The 15819-nt window shown below is 67.0% G+C and carries 19 protein-coding genes; 13 read left to right on the forward strand and 6 right to left on the reverse strand.

Going from position 1 to position 15819, the window contains the following annotated elements:
• Positions 1 to 234: 234 nt before the first annotated feature.
• Both ACPUER_RS27525 and ACPUER_RS27530 read left to right on the forward strand, forming a co-directional pair.
• Positions 235 to 1071 carry an AraC family transcriptional regulator gene (locus ACPUER_RS27525; RefSeq protein ID WP_425132633.1) on the forward strand — a complete coding sequence of 279 codons (837 nt, stop codon included), beginning with the start codon at positions 235 to 237 and terminating at the stop codon, positions 1069 to 1071.
• Positions 1072 to 1191: 120 nt separating this feature from the next.
• On the forward strand, positions 1192 to 2559 hold the full coding sequence (locus ACPUER_RS27530; RefSeq protein ID WP_425132634.1) for a glutamate--cysteine ligase: 1368 nt from the start codon (positions 1192 to 1194) through the stop codon (positions 2557 to 2559).
• A 19-nt stretch (positions 2560 to 2578) separates the two neighbouring features.
• Here ACPUER_RS27530 and ACPUER_RS27535 read toward each other — a convergent pair whose 3' ends face one another.
• A complete protein-coding gene (locus ACPUER_RS27535) occupies positions 2579 to 3691 on the reverse strand; it encodes a 3-deoxy-7-phosphoheptulonate synthase (RefSeq protein ID WP_425132635.1) in 1113 nt (370 codons plus the stop codon).
• A 371-nt stretch (positions 3692 to 4062) separates the two neighbouring features.
• Between ACPUER_RS27535 and ACPUER_RS27540 the strand changes: the two genes are divergently transcribed.
• From ACPUER_RS27540 to ACPUER_RS27555, 4 genes are all read left to right on the forward strand, one after another.
• Entirely contained in the window at positions 4063 to 4473 is a 411-nt protein-coding gene (locus ACPUER_RS27540) for an acyl-CoA thioesterase (RefSeq protein WP_034184218.1), read from the forward strand.
• 125 nt (positions 4474 to 4598) lie between these two features.
• Complete coding sequence (locus tag ACPUER_RS27545; protein ID WP_425132636.1) at positions 4599 to 5147, forward strand: hypothetical protein; 549 nt, start codon at positions 4599 to 4601, stop codon at positions 5145 to 5147.
• Complete coding sequence (locus tag ACPUER_RS27550) at positions 5144 to 5707, forward strand: shikimate kinase (protein WP_425132637.1); 564 nt, start codon at positions 5144 to 5146, stop codon at positions 5705 to 5707. The genes ACPUER_RS27545 and ACPUER_RS27550 overlap by 4 nt, the downstream gene beginning before the upstream one ends.
• Before the next feature lie 521 nt (positions 5708 to 6228).
• Entirely contained in the window at positions 6229 to 6942 is a 714-nt protein-coding gene (locus tag ACPUER_RS27555) for an SDR family NAD(P)-dependent oxidoreductase (protein ID WP_425132638.1), read from the forward strand.
• A gap of 31 nt (positions 6943 to 6973) precedes the next feature.
• On the opposite strand, the gene ACPUER_RS27560 is transcribed toward ACPUER_RS27555, so the two are convergent.
• Positions 6974 to 7939: a LysR substrate-binding domain-containing protein gene (locus ACPUER_RS27560; protein ID WP_425132639.1), complete on the reverse strand. Its 966-nt coding sequence runs from the start codon at positions 7937 to 7939 to the stop codon at positions 6974 to 6976.
• 215 nt (positions 7940 to 8154) lie between these two features.
• On the opposite strand from ACPUER_RS27560, the gene ACPUER_RS27565 reads away from it, so the two are divergent.
• The 6 genes from ACPUER_RS27565 to ACPUER_RS27590 all read left to right on the forward strand — a co-directional run bounded on the left by ACPUER_RS27565 (position 8155) and on the right by ACPUER_RS27590 (position 11460).
• On the forward strand, positions 8155 to 8619 hold the full coding sequence (locus ACPUER_RS27565; RefSeq protein WP_175961400.1) for a RidA family protein: 465 nt from the start codon (positions 8155 to 8157) through the stop codon (positions 8617 to 8619).
• Between the two features lie 276 nt (positions 8620 to 8895).
• Positions 8896 to 9315, forward strand: a complete 420-nt coding sequence (locus tag ACPUER_RS27570; protein ID WP_072441379.1) for an organic hydroperoxide resistance protein — start codon at positions 8896 to 8898, stop codon at positions 9313 to 9315.
• A 66-nt stretch (positions 9316 to 9381) separates the two neighbouring features.
• Entirely contained in the window at positions 9382 to 9708 is a 327-nt protein-coding gene (locus ACPUER_RS27575) for a DUF4148 domain-containing protein (protein WP_175961401.1), read from the forward strand.
• Between the two features lie 58 nt (positions 9709 to 9766).
• Complete coding sequence (locus ACPUER_RS27580; protein WP_175961402.1) at positions 9767 to 10093, forward strand: DUF4148 domain-containing protein; 327 nt, start codon at positions 9767 to 9769, stop codon at positions 10091 to 10093.
• Between the two features lie 74 nt (positions 10094 to 10167).
• Entirely contained in the window at positions 10168 to 10497 is a 330-nt protein-coding gene (locus ACPUER_RS27585; protein ID WP_425132640.1) for a DUF4148 domain-containing protein, read from the forward strand.
• 246 nt (positions 10498 to 10743) lie between these two features.
• A complete protein-coding gene (locus tag ACPUER_RS27590; RefSeq protein WP_425132657.1) occupies positions 10744 to 11460 on the forward strand; it encodes a GNAT family N-acetyltransferase in 717 nt (238 codons plus the stop codon).
• A 48-nt stretch (positions 11461 to 11508) separates the two neighbouring features.
• Here the strand turns inward: ACPUER_RS27590 and ACPUER_RS27595 are convergent, their stop codons facing one another.
• The 4 genes from ACPUER_RS27595 to ACPUER_RS27610 form a co-directional block, all read right to left on the reverse strand.
• The gene (locus ACPUER_RS27595) at positions 11509 to 11964 is read right to left on the reverse strand and encodes a MarR family winged helix-turn-helix transcriptional regulator (RefSeq protein ID WP_425132641.1); all 456 of its coding nucleotides are present in this window, start codon (positions 11962 to 11964) and stop codon (positions 11509 to 11511) included.
• 128 nt (positions 11965 to 12092) lie between these two features.
• Entirely contained in the window at positions 12093 to 12221 is a 129-nt protein-coding gene (locus ACPUER_RS27600; protein ID WP_256260697.1) for a hypothetical protein, read from the reverse strand.
• Positions 12218 to 12589, reverse strand: a complete 372-nt coding sequence (locus tag ACPUER_RS27605) for a GFA family protein (RefSeq protein ID WP_175961404.1) — start codon at positions 12587 to 12589, stop codon at positions 12218 to 12220. The genes ACPUER_RS27600 and ACPUER_RS27605 overlap by 4 nt, the downstream gene beginning before the upstream one ends.
• A 185-nt stretch (positions 12590 to 12774) precedes the next feature.
• Complete coding sequence (locus ACPUER_RS27610) at positions 12775 to 13875, reverse strand: NAD(P)H-dependent flavin oxidoreductase (RefSeq protein ID WP_425132642.1); 1101 nt, start codon at positions 13873 to 13875, stop codon at positions 12775 to 12777.
• A 444-nt stretch (positions 13876 to 14319) separates the two neighbouring features.
• Here ACPUER_RS27610 and ACPUER_RS27615 point away from each other — a divergent pair, with 444 nt between their 5' ends.
• Positions 14320 to 15783, forward strand: a complete 1464-nt coding sequence (locus tag ACPUER_RS27615; protein ID WP_425132643.1) for an MFS transporter — start codon at positions 14320 to 14322, stop codon at positions 15781 to 15783.
• Positions 15784 to 15819 lie beyond the last annotated feature (36 nt).

Below are 15819 nucleotides of genomic sequence, written 5' to 3' on the forward strand. Positions count from 1 at the left end.
GTGCCGGCGGGCGCGAGCCCGTCGCGGCTCGCGCACGCGCCGAGCACGGCGAGCGCCGCGGCGACGGCCATCCGCGACACGACGCGCAGCGCGCCGGCATCGCGTGTCCAGGGAGCAAGTGCTGCATGCATCGCATTCCTCTGCTTCGTATCGGTTTGAACACGACATGCATTGTTGGACGCACCCTGACAAAGCTGATAATGTTGTTTAGACAAAAAATAATGAATTCCGGCCATGCCCATCCGTGATGCTTCTCCGCCGCGCGCCATACAGCGCGCCGACATCGATCCGAGCGAACGTGCGGACGGCCCGTCGCTGATCGCCGTGTGGGGCGAAGACGACGGCAGCAACGCGTATCAGCTCGGCACCCGCGAGGTCGACTGGCACAGTCATCTGCGCGGCCAGGTGTTCTGCGTGGAAAGCGGCTTCGCGCACGTGCGCACGCCGCACGGTTCGTGGCTGCTGCCGCCGCATCGCGCGGGCTGGATTCCGCCCGGCGAGCAGCACAAGGTCAGCATCAGCGGCGCGTTGAGCGGCTGGAGCGTCGTGATCGCACCGGCCGCGAGCCAGCGGATGCCGGGCCAGCCCTGCGTGATCGCGATTACCGACCTGATGCGCGCGCTCGTGCGGCGCGCGGTGTCGTGGGCCGACCAGGACCGGCTCGACATCGAGCAGGCGCGCATCAGCGTCGTGCTGCTCGACGAGATGCGCCGCGCGCCGCACGAACCGCTGCACTTGCCGATGCCGCACGACCGGCGGCTGCTGCGGATCGCCAACGCGATCCTCGGGCAGCCGCACGACAGCCGCACGCTCGAAGCGTGGGCCGAATGGGCCGGCTTGTCCGCACGCACCTTGAGCCGGCTGTTCGTCGCGGAAACCGGCACGAGCTTCGCGCAATGGCGGCAGCAGGCGCGTCTCACGCACGCGCTCGAACGTCTCGCGAACGGCGACAGCGTCGCCAACATCGCGGACGCGCTCGGCTACGCGACGCCGAGCAATTTCATCGCGATGTTTCGCCGCGCGTTCGGCGATTCGCCTGCGCATTACTTCGCGAAGCGCAAACAGCCGTAGCGCGACGCGACTGCGCACCGCCCCCTATCACCCCTGCCAGTACTGCGCCTGCATCGACGCCGCTATAGTCGCCGTGCAACCGGCCGGTCGGTTGCTCAATACGCCATGTGGAGGGTGTCGATGTCGAATGCCGTCGGATCGGACAACACGCCGATCGTCTCAGAGCTGCAACTCGCCGATCATCTGGCCGCCGGCTGCAAGCCGGCCGCGCAGTTCCGGATCGGCACCGAGCACGAGAAGTTCGTCGTCGCTCGCGCGACGCACGCGGCCGCGCCCTACGACGGGCCGTCCGGCATCGCCGCGGTGCTCGAGCGGCTGCGCGACGACGGGACGCCGATCGTCGATGCCGGGCGGATCGTCGGCGTGATCCAGCGCGATGGCGCGGCGATCTCGCTCGAACCGGCCGGCCAGCTCGAACTGTCGGGCGCGCCGCTCGACACGTTGCACGACACGCATGCCGAATTGCATGCGCACCTCGCCGCGGCTCGCGCGGCGTGCGATCCGCTCGGCCTGCGCTGCGCGCCGCTCGGCTTTCACCCTCACCTGTCGCGCGCGGCGCTGCCGTGGATGCCGAAGCAGCGCTACGGGATCATGCGACGCTATATGCCGCGCGTCGGCACGCGCGGGCTCGACATGATGCAGCGCACCTGCACCGTGCAGGTCAACCTCGATTTCTCGTCGGAAAACGACATGGCGCGCAAGATGCGCGTGTCGCTCGCGTTGCAGCCGGTCGCGACCGCGCTGTTCGCGAATTCGCCGTTCTGCGAAGGCCGCCCGTCCGGCCTGCTGTCGACGCGCGCACATACGTGGCTCGATACCGACGAGGATCGCTGCGGCGCGCCGGCATTGTTCCTGTCGCGCAGCTTCGGCTTCGAGCGCTACGTGAGCTGGCTGCTCGACAACGTGCCGATGTATTTCGTGCGGCGCGGCGACCGCTACGCGGATGCGACCGGGCGGACGTTCCGCGATTTCATGCGGCGGCGCATTCCGCATCTCGAAGGCGACACGCCGACGCTCGGCGATTTCGCGGACCACCTGACGACGGTATTCACCGAGGTGCGGCTGAAGCGCTATCTCGAGATGCGCGGCGCCGATGCCGGCTCGCCCGACATGATGATCGCGCTGTCCGCATTCTGGACCGGCCTGCTGTACGATCCGGCCGCGCTGTCGGAGGCCGAGACGCTGGCCGCCGCGATCGATCGCGGCGCGCTGCTGGCATTGCGTCGCGACGTGCCGCGTCTCGGGCTCGATACACCGGTCGACGGCCGCCCGTTGCGTGCGTTCGCGGCCGATGCGCTCGCAATCGCGCATCGCGGCCTGCGCGCGCGGGCGCGCCTGGATGCGGCCGGCCGCGACGAATCCGTGTATCTCGCGCCGCTCGACGAGATCGTCGCCGGCGCGCCGACCCAGGCCGAACACTGGCTCGCCCGCTATCGCGACGCGTGGGCCGGCGACGCGACGCGGATCTACGACGAAGCCGAAATCTGACGGCGTCGCGCCGGGCCGCTCATGCGCAGCATGCGAGTAGCGGCTCGTGCGCGAACTCGATGCCGGGCATCGGCGCATGGCCCTGCCGCCGTGCCCGAACCGCGTGCGCGAGCGTCTCGAAGAGCCCGGCGGTGTCGGCGAACGACAGGCACGCGTCGGTGATGCTCTGCCCGTAGCGCAGCGGAACGCCGGGCACCAGGTCCTGCCGCCCTTCGATCAGGTTCGACTCGATCAGCACGCCGACGATGCGCGTATCGCCGGCCGCGACCTGCGCGGCGACGTCCGCGCCGACGCCCAACTGGTTCCGGAACTGGCGGCGGCTGTTGCCGTGACTGACGTCGATCATCACGCGCGGCGCGAATTGCGCGGCCGCCATGCGCTCGCATGCGGCGTTCACGGCGGCCGCGTCGAAATTCGGTTCGCGTCCGCCGCGCAGCACGACATGCGTATGCGGATTGCCGGACGACGCCGCCGCGCACAGCCGGCCGCATGCATCGACCGACAGGAAGCGGTGCGCGCGCGCGGCCGCGCACATCGCATCGACGGCCACCTGGACGTTGCCGTCGGTCCCGTTCTTGAAGCCGATCGGGATCGGCAGCGACGACGCGAGCTCGCGATGCACCTGGGATTCCACCGTGCGCGCGCCGATCGCGCCCCATGCGACCAGATCGGCCAGGTAGCGAGGCGACAGCGGATCGAGGAATTCGGTCGCCGCGGGCATCTCCGCGCCGTTGATGTCGCACAGCAGCGCGCGGGCGGCATGCAGCCCGGCGTCGATCCGCTCGCTGCCGTCCAGCAGCGGATCGTTGACGAGCCCTTTCCAGCCGACCGTCGTGCGCGGCTTCTCGAAGTACACGCGCATCACGATTTCCAGCTCGTCCGCAAACCGCGCGCGTTGCAGCGCGAGCCGCGCCGCATAGTCGCGCGCGGCGGCCGGGTCGTGCACCGAGCACGGGCCGGCGATGACCACGAGACGGTCGTCCGCACCGTTCAGCACGTCGGTGATCGCGCGACGGGTCGTATGGACGGTGCGCGACGCGCGCAACGCCGGCTGCAGCGCGCCTGCCAGATCCGCGGGGGTCGGCAAGCGCAGCACGGCGTCACGGTCGGTCGTCCAGGCGTTTGCATGCATGGGGACTACCCTCCTGTCGATAATTCGGTGGATTTTTTACTACAACGCGACTTTATTGAATGGTTCTTTTGGCGCGCAACTAACATATTTATCAGTTTCCAATTCATAAGCTTATGAATGACGGAAATAAGCGGGTTATCGGCATGGGTCATGCCTGTTTTGGCAATGCGGGTCGGGTCGGACATTCGGTTTTGCATGGAAATAAGGGGCGCTTTGACGGAAGCGGAGAGCCGTATCACATGGCCTTCGGCGGCGGGCCGCTATCCGTTCTGATAGTGGTGTCCCGATAGGCTTTCGATTAATTTTCTGGTGCCTGACAGGCCAGTCAGGTTCGAATATATAAATCAACCAAGTTATTCCGGAGAGTCACCATGTCGAAGCGTCATTACGAAACGCCCATTCACGTCAAGTATCGCGATACGGATTCGATGGGGCATGTGAGCAGTCCCGTCTATTACGACTATCTGCAGCATTCGTACCTCTGCTACATGTTCGATCTCCTCGGCTTGCCGCGGAGCGAGAAGTTGCCGCACATCATGGTGAAGACGCAGTGCGAGTACCTGGCACCGGCGCAGTTCGGCGACAACCTGACGATCCGGTCGAGCATCGTGCGCTTCGGCAGCAAGAGCTTCGATCTCGAGCACCTGATGGAGCGCGACGACCAGACGATCGTCGCGCGCGGCATGTCGACGCACGTGATGTTCGATTACGCGAACAACACGACGCTGGCCGTGCCCGACGAGTTCAAGACGCGCGTGCTCGAATTCCAGGGTTCGCTGTGATGCGCGCGCGCCATGTCGGGAGCGACACGTGAGCTGCGCGGTGGCGCGCGCGGCGCCGGATCGGCGCGATCGTCGAGCGGCGCGACGATCGCGCGATCGTCATCGTCCGGCATGCCGCGCATGCATTGCTCGAACCGGCCGCGCTCGACCGGCACCGTGCGCTCGCAAGCCGCCATGAGGACGAACTGGAAGTGTTGCTGCAGCCGTGCGGTGGCGCGCACGACGGCGTGCGGCCGCTGCTCGGCCGGTTGCGGGACGCCGGCGTGACCGTCGCGCTCGACGCGGCGACGCTCGCGCACGATGCGTCGCTGCTCGAGTTCGCGAGCTGGATCACGCGGTGCGCGGCGCCCGGCGACACGGCGGAGCCGCGCGCCGACGCAGCCGTGCCGAGCGGCACGCTGTTCTGCGGCCTCGTCGTGCGCTGGCTCGATCTGCGCAACGGCGGGCGGCGGCCCGAGCACGACGGGACGCCCGAGCGTACGCCGCGGAGCATCGCGGCGGATGCGGCCGAGCACATCGCGACCGGCGATCCGGACGGGCAGGTGCTCGGCGCGCTGCTCGACGCCGACGGCGCGTCGACCGGCGCGGCGCTCGACACGCTGTCGGACGCGGTGCGCGCGCGGCAGATCTGCCTGGCGACGCGGGCCGGCTGGCCGCTCGCCCGGCGGCTATGAGCGCCGTCGTCGCGGCGGCCGACGTGCGCGCGCTGCCCGCGCGCGCCTTTCTGGTCGGCATGATGGGCGCGGGCAAATCGACGCTCGGCCGCGCGCTCGCCGCATCGCTCGGCTGGACGTTCGCCGACAGCGACGACGAGATCGAGCGGCGTACCGGCCGTTCGGTCGCCGTGCTGTTCGACATGGTCGGCGAAGGCGGCTTCCGGCTGCTCGAAACGCATATCGTCGACGAGCTGACGCAGCGCCCGAACGTCATCGTGGCGACCGGCGGGGGCGCGGTGCTGGATTCGCGCACCCGCGCGCGACTGAGCGAGCGCGGCTGCGTGATCTATCTGCATGCGCATCCGGACACGCTGTGGCGCCGTACGCGCGACGACGCGCGGCGGCCGCTGCTGCGGGTGGCCGAGCCGCGGCAAACGCTTGCTGCGCTGTACCGCATGCGCGACCCGCTGTATCGCGAATGCGCGCATGCGCTCGTCGATACGACCGCGCAGGGTGTCGCGCGTGCGACGGCCGAAGTGTTGACGGTGTTGCAGGCGCGGATGAGCGCACCGGGTTGAATGCGTGCATTCGTTTCAAGACCGTCGCCGGCCGAGGCAGCCGCGCCTTGACGACCGCTTCCCTGCCGTCGAATCGATGGAGCGTCGCATCGGAATGGTCTGGACGGTGACGTCAGGCACGTTTCTGAAACGGCGAGTTTTGATTCGTAATAGTGCCATTGTGATAAGAAAAGTTATCCGGATGGGTGCATCGATTTATCCAACTGCGTGTGCCGTGACGGACAAATCGGCTCGTCGAGCGGCGGGAAAGTCGGTTTCCCGGTGAGGTTGCGCCACGCTTCAAGCGCATCGACGCGCTTGCGCGCGACGTCGGGCGCCGCTTCGCGTCGCCTGCATCCGCATGTCGACCGGCCGCTCTGACCCGAGAAAACCCGCCCTCCGCGCATTTGTTCCCGCGACGCAAGACTGTTGCTCCACGGTGGGTGTTCGAAATCGCGATCGGCGCGCCTACAGTTCGCCCATCGGATTCATCGATCCGGTCGGCACTGAAGCCGAACACCATTCACCTGTCGAGGTATGTCATGAGCACATCCAAAGTCATCATCGTCACCGGCGCATCGCAAGGCATCGGCGCGGAAACGGTCAACGCGTTCCGCGCGCGCGGCCATCGCGTCGTCGCCACTTCCCGTTCGATCGGGCCGTCGAACGATCGCGATCGCGATCTCGTCACCGTCGCGGGCGACATCGGCGATCCGGCCGTCGCGCGCCGCGTGGTCGATGCCGCGATCGAACGCTTCGGCCGCGTCGACACGCTCGTCAACAACGCCGGCGTGTTCATCGCGAAGCCGTTCACGCAGTACACCGCGGACGACTACGCGCAGGTCACGAGCGTCAACCTGAACGGTTTCTTTTACGTTACGCAGCGCGCGATTGCCGCGATGCAGCAGCACGGCAGCGGGCACGTAGTCAGCATCACGACGAGCCTCGTCGATCACGCGAACAGCAACGTGCCGTCGGTGCTCGCGTCGTTGACGAAAGGCGGATTGAATGCGGCGACGAAATCGCTCGCGATCGAGTATGCGAAGGCCGGCATCCGTGTCAATGCCGTGTCGCCGGGCATCATCAAGTCGCCGATGCATGCACCCGAAACGCATGCGACGCTCGCGTCGCTGCATCCGGTCGGCCGCATGGGCGAGATGAGCGACATCGTCGACGCGATCCTGTATCTCGACTCGGCGCCGTTCGTCACCGGCGAGATCCTGCACGTCGACGGCGGCCAGAGCGCCGGGCACTGAGCATCGGCATCGAAAGAACGAGCCGGCGTGCCTATCGCGATGTGGCGGCTCGTTTGGTGCGCACACCGCGCGCCTGCCCGGCGGGCGCGCGCTCCAGATGCTCGACGAGAAAGTCGACGAACACGCGCACGCGCGACGACAGAAAACGCGCATGCGGATACAGCAGCATGAACGGCCGCGACCGGCCGCCAAGGCCGGGCAGCGCCTCCACGAGCGTACCGGCGCGCAGATCCTGTTCGACGATGAAGCGGTAGGTCTGGAACAGGCCCGCACCGCTGCGCGCGAGCGTCACGCCGGCGAGGACGTCGCCCGACGTACTGTAGTTGCCGGTCGTCGCGATATCGATCTCGTCCGATCCGTCGTCGAACAGCCAGGGAATCGGCCGCCCGCTGCTCGGCAGCTCGAACTGGATGCATTCGTGCGCATGCAGATCGTCGATGGCGGTCGGCGTGCCCGCGCGCTTCAGGTAGCCGGGCGTCGCGACGATCACGAGTTCGGCGTCCTCCAGCTTGCGCGCGACAAGGTTCGAATCGGCGGGCGCGCGGCCGCGGATCGCGAGATCGAAGCCCTCTTCGGCAAAGTCGATGTTGCGGTTGCTCAGGTGGGTTTCGACGCGTACGTCCGGATAGCGCTCGCGAAACGCGGGCAGCAGCGGCAGCACGCGATAGTGTCCGTACGGCGTCGGCATGCTGATCCGGAGCACGCCGGCGGGCGTTGCCTGCTGGCCGGTCGCTTCGCGTTCCGCGTCGACGAGCTGCGACAGCGCATCGCGGCATTGCTCGAAATAGCGCCGGCCGGAATCGGTCAGGCGGATCTGTCGTGTCGTGCGCACGAACAGCCGCACGCCGAGACGCTCCTCGAGCCGCGCCACCGACCGGCTGACCGCGGCCGGCGTGACGCTCGCCGCGGTTGCCGCCAGCGTGAAGCTGCCGAGTTCGGCGGCGAGACAGAACAGCTCGATGCTGCCCAGCAGCAAGTCGTCGAATTTGCGTTGCATGGTGCCGTTCCTGCCGTCTCCGGTGTGGGGCGCGCGATGAAGCAACGAGTGTGCATGAATATCGCGCGGGAAACCAGCGAGCACGCGTGGCGCGATTCGTTACATCGTGTCCCGAATCAATTGCGCCGCTGACATTTACCGGCTTCGGCCGCATGACTAGAGTGACTGACAGGCAACACCGATCGCCCGATCCATTTTCCCGCAAGGAGAACGACATGACCGTCGAACAGAAGCTGGCCGAACTCGGCCTTGCATTACCCGAACCGCCGAACCCGCTCGGCAGCTATACGGCTGTCAGCGAAGCCGGCAACCTGCTGTTCGTATCGGGACAACTGCCGCTCGTCGACGGCAGGATCGCCTATACCGGCCGCGTCGGCGAGCAGTTGAGCGTCGACGAAGGCCGCGACGCCGCGCGGCTTGCGGCGCTGAACGTGCTCGCGCAGATCCGCAGGCATCTGGGCGGGTTCGATCGCCTGCGCAAGATCGTGCGCGTCGAGGGGCATGTGAGCTCGGCCGACGGTTTTTACGGACAGCCGGCCGTGATCGACGGCGCGTCCGACCTGTTCGCCGCCGCGCTGGGCGGCAAGGCGGGACACGCGCGTTCGGCGTTCTCCCAGCGCCAGTTGCCGGCCGACGCGGCCGTCATCCTCGTCGTGATCGCCGAGATCGACCCGGCCTGACGTATCGGCTGCGCCGCGGGGCGGCCATCCACTCCGCGAGCGTTTCCGCCCACCCTGCCCGGCATTCGTTGCCTGCCCCCGTTACCTTGCATATCAGGGCTCGATCGGCCGAAAGCCTTGTCCGGCAAAGCCCGGCACGTTCCGGATACATTGAAATACAAAATATCGGATGCGATTTAATCGAATGCGCTTGACATGAGTGACTGCCTCAACGAAACTCCATCGCATGCGATCGAATCGCATCTGAGAAAAACCTGCCAACTGACGGAGCAAATGATGAGCAAGATCGAAAAAGTGCTGTACACGGGCAAGACGCATACGACTTCGGGCGGCCGCGACGGCTCGGCACGCAGTTCCGACGGCCGCCTCGACATCCAGTTGTCGTCGCCGGGCAGCGCCGGCACCGGCACCAACCCGGAACAATTGTTCGCGGCCGGCTGGTCGGCCTGCTTCATCGGTGCGATGCAGCTTGCGGCGCGCGCCGCGAAGGTGACGCTGCCGGCCGATCTCGCCGTCGACGCCGAAGTGGATCTCGGCACGGCCGGCAACGCGTACTTCCTGCAGGCCCGGCTGAACGTGAGCGTGCCGGGGCTCGATCGCGACGTCGCGCAGCGCATCGTCGATGCCGCGCACCAGACCTGCCCGTATTCGAAGGCGACGCGCGGCAACATCGACGTCGAAATCCGTATCGCGTGAACGCTGCATCGGGCGGCCGAGCGCCGCCCTGCCGAACTCCCGACTCTTTTCCTATCGAGGCAAATGATGAATACCCGATTGATCTCCGCCCTTCTCGTCGCCGTTTCGGCCGCTGTTGCCGCTCCGGTGTTTGCCAGTGAAAGCACCGTGACGCGTGCGCAAGTGCGTGCCGAACTCGTGCAGCTTCAAACGGCCGGTTATCCGCTGAATCGCGCCACCGACGCGACCTATCCGAGCGATCTGCAGGCCGCGCTGACGCAGATCCATGCGGCCGATGCCGTTGCGGCCAACGAGCAGGCATCCGGCTACGGCAGCAACGGCGAGGCCGTGACGCAATCGGGCCGCCTGCATGCCGTCAGCGTGGCCGAACGCTCGGTGTATTTCGGTCATTGAACGCCGTGCGCCGCTACGTGACCCCTGAATTCCTTTTATTCCTGTTCCGAGGTGAATGATGAAAACCCAACTGATTGCTGCCCTTCTCGTCGCCGTTTCGGCCGCCGTTGCCGCCCCGGCGTTTGCCGACGAAGCCGTCGTGTCCCGTGCGCAAGTGCGTGCCGAACTCGTGCAGCTCGAACAAGCCGGCTATCTGCCGGGCCGCGCGAACGATCCGCACTATCCGGACGACCTGCAGGCGGCACTGACACGCGTTCATGCGAACGATGCCGTGACGGCCGATGCATCGGCATCCGGTTACGGCCGCGAAGCCGTGGCCGCCACGCAGTCGGGCAGCCGGCCCGCGACGCGCATCGCCGAGCGCTCGATCTACTTCGGTCATTGAACGAAACCGCGAACGGCGCCGGTTGCCGGCGTGCGGTGCGCAACCGCTGAATTCCTTTTTTCTTGTCGAGGTGAATGATGAAAACCCAACTGATTGCCGCCCTCCTCGTTGCCGTGTCGGCCGCCGTCGTCGCGCCGGCGAATGCGAGCGAAAGTACCGTGACGCGTGCGCAGGTGCGTGCGGAACTGGCCGCGTTGCAGCAGGCCGGCTACCTGCCGAACCGCCCCAACGACCCGAACTACCCGGACAATCTCCAGGCGGCGCTGAGCCGGATTCGCGACAACGGCGTAGCCGCGGCCGATACGATGGCGTCCGGTTACGGCAATGACGCCGACGGCGTGACGCAGCCCGGCAGCCGCAGTGCGGTTCGCACGGCCGAGCGCTCGATCTATTTCGGTCATTGAGCATTGCACGACGGAATCGGCCGTCCACGTCCGTCACATAAAGCGCATGCGATGTAATCGTGTGCGTTTTTATATTTGGGGCGTCCGGATTTGCATCGACGTCTTCCGGATATGGATCACCGAGAACGAAGAAGGCCAGCGCACGCGAGTCAGGCCAATGACGCGATCCATGTCGTTGCGGGGCGACCTGCCCGGTCGATCCGGTCTATTCTGTGCGGCACGAAATCTTCAATCGAGGAGCAGCCGATGCCGGAAGCCACGACCGGAAACACGACGGGCGATGCACACCCGCTCGACCATGTCGTCTGGAATGCGCTCGCGGGCAAACAGAGCCGCTTTGCGCTCGGCAGCGACCGCGCGCTGCGGTTTCCGGCGGCCATGGCGCCGTTCGCCGCGATCGCCGACACGAGCCAGGCATCGTTCGATGCGTTGCGCGAACTGATCGCCGCGCACGGGCCGGCCGCGCTGGTCACGCCGGACGAGATCCCGCCGCCGGCGGGATTGCCGGTGATCCGGCGCGCGGCGTTGCTTCAAATGATCTGGCAAGGGACGCCCGATCCGGCGCATGCATCGGAGCATGTCACGCTCGCCGAAGCCGACGTGCCGGACATGCTCGCGCTGACCACGGCCGCGCAGCCCGGCCCGTTCGACCCGCGCACGATCGAGCTTGGCGACTATATCGGCGTACGCAGCGAAGGCCGGCTGGCGGCGATGGCCGGCGAGCGGATGCAGGTCGACGGGTATACCGAGATCAGCGCCGTCTGCGTGGATGCCGCGTTTCGGCGGCAAGGGCTTGCGGCGCGGCTGATCCGGTCGTTGATCGCGGCGATCGGTGCGCGCGCGGAAACACCGTTCCTGCACGTCCTCACGTCGAACCAGGTCGCGATCGAACGCTATCTCGCGCTTGGTTTTGTCGTCCGTCGCGAAATGAACCTGCTGGTGCTGGGCGACGAACACGCATGACGACGCGGCCGACGCGATACGCGCATCGGCCGCTTGTTGCCTGCGTGTTTAGTCTTCGGTCGACCGGATCAGGTTGCCGCGCAGCGTGACGATTGCCTTCTGCACCTTCGCGAATTCGTCCGGCCTCAACCCGGTGGCTTCGACCAGGTTCATGTCGAGCCCCTTCTCGCGCACGCGCCGGCCGCTCTTCGTCAGGCTGACGAGCACCTGGCGTTCGTCCGACGGATCGCGGTACCGCTCCAGGTAACCCATCGCCTCGAGCTTCTTCAGGATCGGCGTCAGCGTATTGGATTCGAGGAACAGCTTCTCGCCGAGCTGGCCGACCGTCTGGTTGTCCTGCTCCCACAGCGCAATGATCGTGATGTATTGCGTATAGGTGAGGCCGAGCTCTTCGAGGATCGGCTTGTACGCCTTGCCGAACGCGAGGTTCGCCGAGTAGATCGCAAAACACAGGAACTCGGACAGCTTCGGCGCGGCGGGCGATGGGGCTTCGGTCGGTTTCATGAACTTCCTCCGGCGACGCGGACGGTCGCAGATAGACACATTATATATCGTGTGCGATCTTATCGGAAGCATGATAAATCGGTGTCGATGAACCGACGGAATGATGCAACGCGGCCGGATCGCCGCCGTCAGTCCTGCCTGCGGCGCTTGCCGGATTGCAACCGGCTTTCCGACAGCAGCGAGCATTGCACCGGATGCGCGATTTCGGTCGCGAGCCCGCCCGCGGCAAACAGCAGGATCATCAGCCAGCGTTTCATGCGTCCTCCACGACCGACAGGCTCGCGCCGTTTGCGACGGTTGCGTCGAGCGCATACGGATCGACGCCGTCGAGGCAGCCGAGATTGACGCGCCAGCATGCGGGGTCCATGCGTGTCTGATGGAACGGATAGACGCCGCAGCGGCTGCAGAAATAGTGGCGGGCCGTGTGCGTGTTGAAGCGGTAGCACGTCAGTGCGCCCTCGCCTTCGACGATCTTCAGGTGGTCAGCGGGAAACATCGGGCTCATCAGCGCGCCGCGCCGGCGGCACAGGCTGCAGTTGCAGCGAACCGCCGGCTCGATAGCGGCTTTCACTTCGAATTTGACGGCCCCGCAATGGCAGGACCCTTTGAACCAGGTTGCAGACATGATGTGCTCTCGAAGAAGTCATGCCTGCTTTATAGCGGACGCCTGAACCTGCGTTGTATCGCACTGTATCCGCGGTCTGCGCAGATACAGAGCATTGCAAATCGATGGCAGCCGGAACACGTTCGGCGCGGCGCTCTGAAGCACGGATCGCCGGCACGTGTGCGCGGTTTGCCGGCCGAGCGCGATCAGTCCAGCGCGTGCTGCAAGCGTTCGATCGCGGCCCGCGTTTCACGCTCGAGCGTCGCGAACAGCTCGGCGGCCGGCAACGAGCGGACGAGCGTCGCCGCCTGCCCGGCCCACTGCGCGCCGTAGCCGAATTCTCCCTGCGCCTTCGCGGCCGCATGCAGCGCCTTGCCCGCGTCGTACGCGATCGGATACGCGGGCGTGGCCGGCGCGTGCGGGTCGTCGCCGAGCGCGGTCAGCCGGTTCGCGATGCCGCGCGCGATCCGGCCCGAGATCGCGGACGTCAACGTCGTGCGGCGCGCCGCGTCGCCGAGGATCGCGCGGCGATAACCGTCGTCGATCGACGTCTCCAGGCATGCGACGAACGCGGTGCCGAGCTGCGCGGCCTGCGCGCCGAGCGCCAGCGCGGCGGCGATGCCTTCGCCATCCATGATGCCGCCGGCAGCGATCACGGGCAGCGCGCATTCGCGCACGATCAGGCGCGTCAGCGCGAACGTGCCGAGGCGGTCGTCGTGGGCGGTCGAATCGAACACGCCGCGGTGCCCGCCGGCTTCGATGCCCTGCGCGACGATCGCGTCGATGCCGGCGGCGGCGATCTGCCGCGCTTCGTCGAGATTTGTCGCAGTTGCGAACAGCGTGATGCCCGAGCGCTTCAGCGCGGCGATCGCGTCCGCGGACGGCAGCCCGAAATGGAGGCTGACGACGGCCGGCTTTTCTTCGGCGAGCATCGCCTGCATCGCTTCGTCCGCGACGAAGCTCGTATAGATCTCCGACAGCGATGCGGGCGGCGTCGCACCGTATGCGCGAAACGCCGGCGCGAGCCAGTCGAGCCACGCACGTTCGACGGCTGCGTCGGCGCGGGCCGGACGATGGCAGAACACGTTGACGTTGAACGGCCGGTCGGTGAGCGCGCGCGTGTCGCGGATCATCTTGCGCGCGCCGTCGGCGTTCGTCGCGCCGACGCCGAGCGAGCCGAGCCCGCCCGCGTTCGACACGGCGGCAGCGAGCGCCGGCGTGCCGACGCCGGCCATCGGCGCCTGGATGATCGGTGTGCGAACGCCGAGCGCGCGCAACAGCGTCCGGTTATCGGTCGGGTGATTCATGTCGGTTACCTCCTGGTGGCGGTCGAATCGCGAACATGCCGCGTCGGCAGAGCACGATAACCCCGTGCATATGTTTCATGGGGCGGCGTTCGTGCCGGCGCCCGCGCAACGCGCCTCATGGTTTTCCCGGCCCGCCCGGTTGCACGGGAGCGAACCGGATCCGGTGCGCAACCGCGCGCCGCGCAGGCCGCACCGGCCTTCCCCCGCGAATGACGCCCGCCGCGCGTTCGTACCCTTTCTGAGCGGGAAAGGACGCTTGATACATCCGCAATTATCGCGTGCCGCCGATTCGCCCACCATGTGCCGGACGATCGGTGCAGCCCGCGCAGCCGGCCCTTTCATGGGCGTTGCGGTGCGTGCCGCCCTATCGTGCGGCCGGGCGCATCATGCCGGCCGCGAACGGCCGGGCCGTGCGCCACGGCATATCGACAATCAGGAGACACGATGAACAGCCAATCCCTCGATCTGGGCGGCAACGCGGGCGGCCCCGCGTCCGCATGGCCGCCGGCCGCATCCGCCGGCGTCGGCGCCGATGCGGCGGCCCTCCCCGCGCGCCGCGTCACGCTCGGCGATTTCATGGACGACCTGCCGGTCGGTGCATTGCACCGGTTCGTCGTGTGGGTGATCGGCATCGGGCTGTTCTTCGACATGTACGAGATCTTCCTCGTCAGCACGATCGGCTCCGCGTTGCAGAACGAATACGGGTTGAGCCGGCAGAGCACCGATTTCAAGCTGCTGCTGGCATCGGCGTTCATCGGGATGTTCGTCGGCGCGATGTGCCTCGGCAGCCTCGCCGACCGCATCGGCCGGCGCAAGGCGTTCCTGCTGACGCTCGTGTGGTACAGCGCGTTCTCGCTGGTCGGCGCGTTCTCGGTAAATGCCGACATGCTCGTCGCGTGCCGCTTCCTGACCGGCATCGGCGTCGGCGCGATCTATCCGGTCGCCGACAGCTTCCTGTCCGAAATCCTGCCGAAGGAAAAGCGCGGGCGGCTCGCCGCGTGGGCCTATACGACTTCCTATGTCGCGGTGCCGCTCGTCGGCTTCCTCGCGCTGTGGCTGAACCCGCTGCATGTGGCCGGCGTGGCCGGCTGGCGCATCATTCTCGCGATCGGCAGCCTCGGCGCCGTATACGTGCTGTTCGTCCAGCACCGCCTGCCGGAGAGCCCGCGCTGGCTGCTCGCGCAAGGCCGCACCGCCGACGCGCACGCGGCGCTGCGGCGCTTCGCGGAAGGCACCGGCGTGCGGGTGCCCGAGCACTTCGCGGAATCGGTCGAACCGCAACGGCCGCTCGGGCTCGGCGAGCGCATCGCGCTGCTGCGTCGCGAGCCCTACGGCGCGCGCTACCTGATGCTCGCGATCTTTCACCTGTTCCAGGGCTTCGGCTATTACGGCTTCGGCACGCTGGCCGGCACGGTCGTGAAGAGCCGCGGCTTCGACGTGACGGACAGCACGCTGTTCATCGCGCTGTCGTTCGTCGGCTATCCGATCGGCTCGCTGCTGTCGATCCCGCTGCTCAACTGGATCGAACGCCGCACGCTCGTGATCGCGTCGATCCTGTCGATCGCCGTATTCGGGCTGTGCTTCGCGTACTCGGGCAATACCGCGCTGATTGTCGGCTTCGGATTGCTGACGACCTGCGCGTCGAACGTGTTCAGCAACGCGTATCACGTGTACCAGGCCGAGATTTTCCCGGCGCGCGTGCGCTCGACGGCGATCGGCAGCACGTATTCGCTGTCGCGCATCGTCAGCGGCGGGCTGCCGTTCGTGCTGCTGCCGGTGCTCGGCAGCTACGGCGCGGGCGCGATGTTCGGCGTGATCTCGGTCGCGCTCGGCATCGTCGCCGTCACGCTGCGCGTGCTCGGGCCGCTGACCACGCGGCGCAGCCAGGACGAAATCAATCCGGTGTAATCCAGTGGTGCAATGCGGCGGCCGGCACGGGACGCA

This window comes from Burkholderia sp. DN3021, from assembly GCF_049805555.1.
Lineage (GTDB): Bacteria > Pseudomonadota > Gammaproteobacteria > Burkholderiales > Burkholderiaceae > Burkholderia > Burkholderia pyrrocinia_C.

Coding starts and splice junctions, on each gene's coding strand:
- ACPUER_RS27525 (WP_425132633.1), top strand. CDS start 235: ATGCCCATCCGTGATGCTTCTCCGCCGCGCGCCATACAGCGCGCCGAC.
- ACPUER_RS27530 (WP_425132634.1), top strand. CDS start 1,192: ATGTCGAATGCCGTCGGATCGGACAACACGCCGATCGTCTCAGAGCTG.
- ACPUER_RS27535 (WP_425132635.1), bottom strand. CDS start 3,691: ATGCATGCAAACGCCTGGACGACCGACCGTGACGCCGTGCTGCGCTTG.
- ACPUER_RS27540 (WP_034184218.1), top strand. CDS start 4,063: ATGTCGAAGCGTCATTACGAAACGCCCATTCACGTCAAGTATCGCGAT.
- ACPUER_RS27550 (WP_425132637.1), top strand. CDS start 5,144: ATGAGCGCCGTCGTCGCGGCGGCCGACGTGCGCGCGCTGCCCGCGCGC.
- ACPUER_RS27555 (WP_425132638.1), top strand. CDS start 6,229: ATGAGCACATCCAAAGTCATCATCGTCACCGGCGCATCGCAAGGCATC.
- ACPUER_RS27560 (WP_425132639.1), bottom strand. CDS start 7,939: ATGCAACGCAAATTCGACGACTTGCTGCTGGGCAGCATCGAGCTGTTC.
- ACPUER_RS27565 (WP_175961400.1), top strand. CDS start 8,155: ATGACCGTCGAACAGAAGCTGGCCGAACTCGGCCTTGCATTACCCGAA.
- ACPUER_RS27570 (WP_072441379.1), top strand. CDS start 8,896: ATGAGCAAGATCGAAAAAGTGCTGTACACGGGCAAGACGCATACGACT.
- ACPUER_RS27575 (WP_175961401.1), top strand. CDS start 9,382: ATGAATACCCGATTGATCTCCGCCCTTCTCGTCGCCGTTTCGGCCGCT.
- ACPUER_RS27580 (WP_175961402.1), top strand. CDS start 9,767: ATGAAAACCCAACTGATTGCTGCCCTTCTCGTCGCCGTTTCGGCCGCC.
- ACPUER_RS27585 (WP_425132640.1), top strand. CDS start 10,168: ATGATGAAAACCCAACTGATTGCCGCCCTCCTCGTTGCCGTGTCGGCC.
- ACPUER_RS27590 (WP_425132657.1), top strand. CDS start 10,744: ATGCCGGAAGCCACGACCGGAAACACGACGGGCGATGCACACCCGCTC.
- ACPUER_RS27595 (WP_425132641.1), bottom strand. CDS start 11,964: ATGAAACCGACCGAAGCCCCATCGCCCGCCGCGCCGAAGCTGTCCGAG.
- ACPUER_RS27600 (WP_256260697.1), bottom strand. CDS start 12,221: ATGAAACGCTGGCTGATGATCCTGCTGTTTGCCGCGGGCGGGCTCGCG.
- ACPUER_RS27605 (WP_175961404.1), bottom strand. CDS start 12,589: ATGTCTGCAACCTGGTTCAAAGGGTCCTGCCATTGCGGGGCCGTCAAA.
- ACPUER_RS27610 (WP_425132642.1), bottom strand. CDS start 13,875: ATGAATCACCCGACCGATAACCGGACGCTGTTGCGCGCGCTCGGCGTT.
- ACPUER_RS27615 (WP_425132643.1), top strand. CDS start 14,320: ATGAACAGCCAATCCCTCGATCTGGGCGGCAACGCGGGCGGCCCCGCG.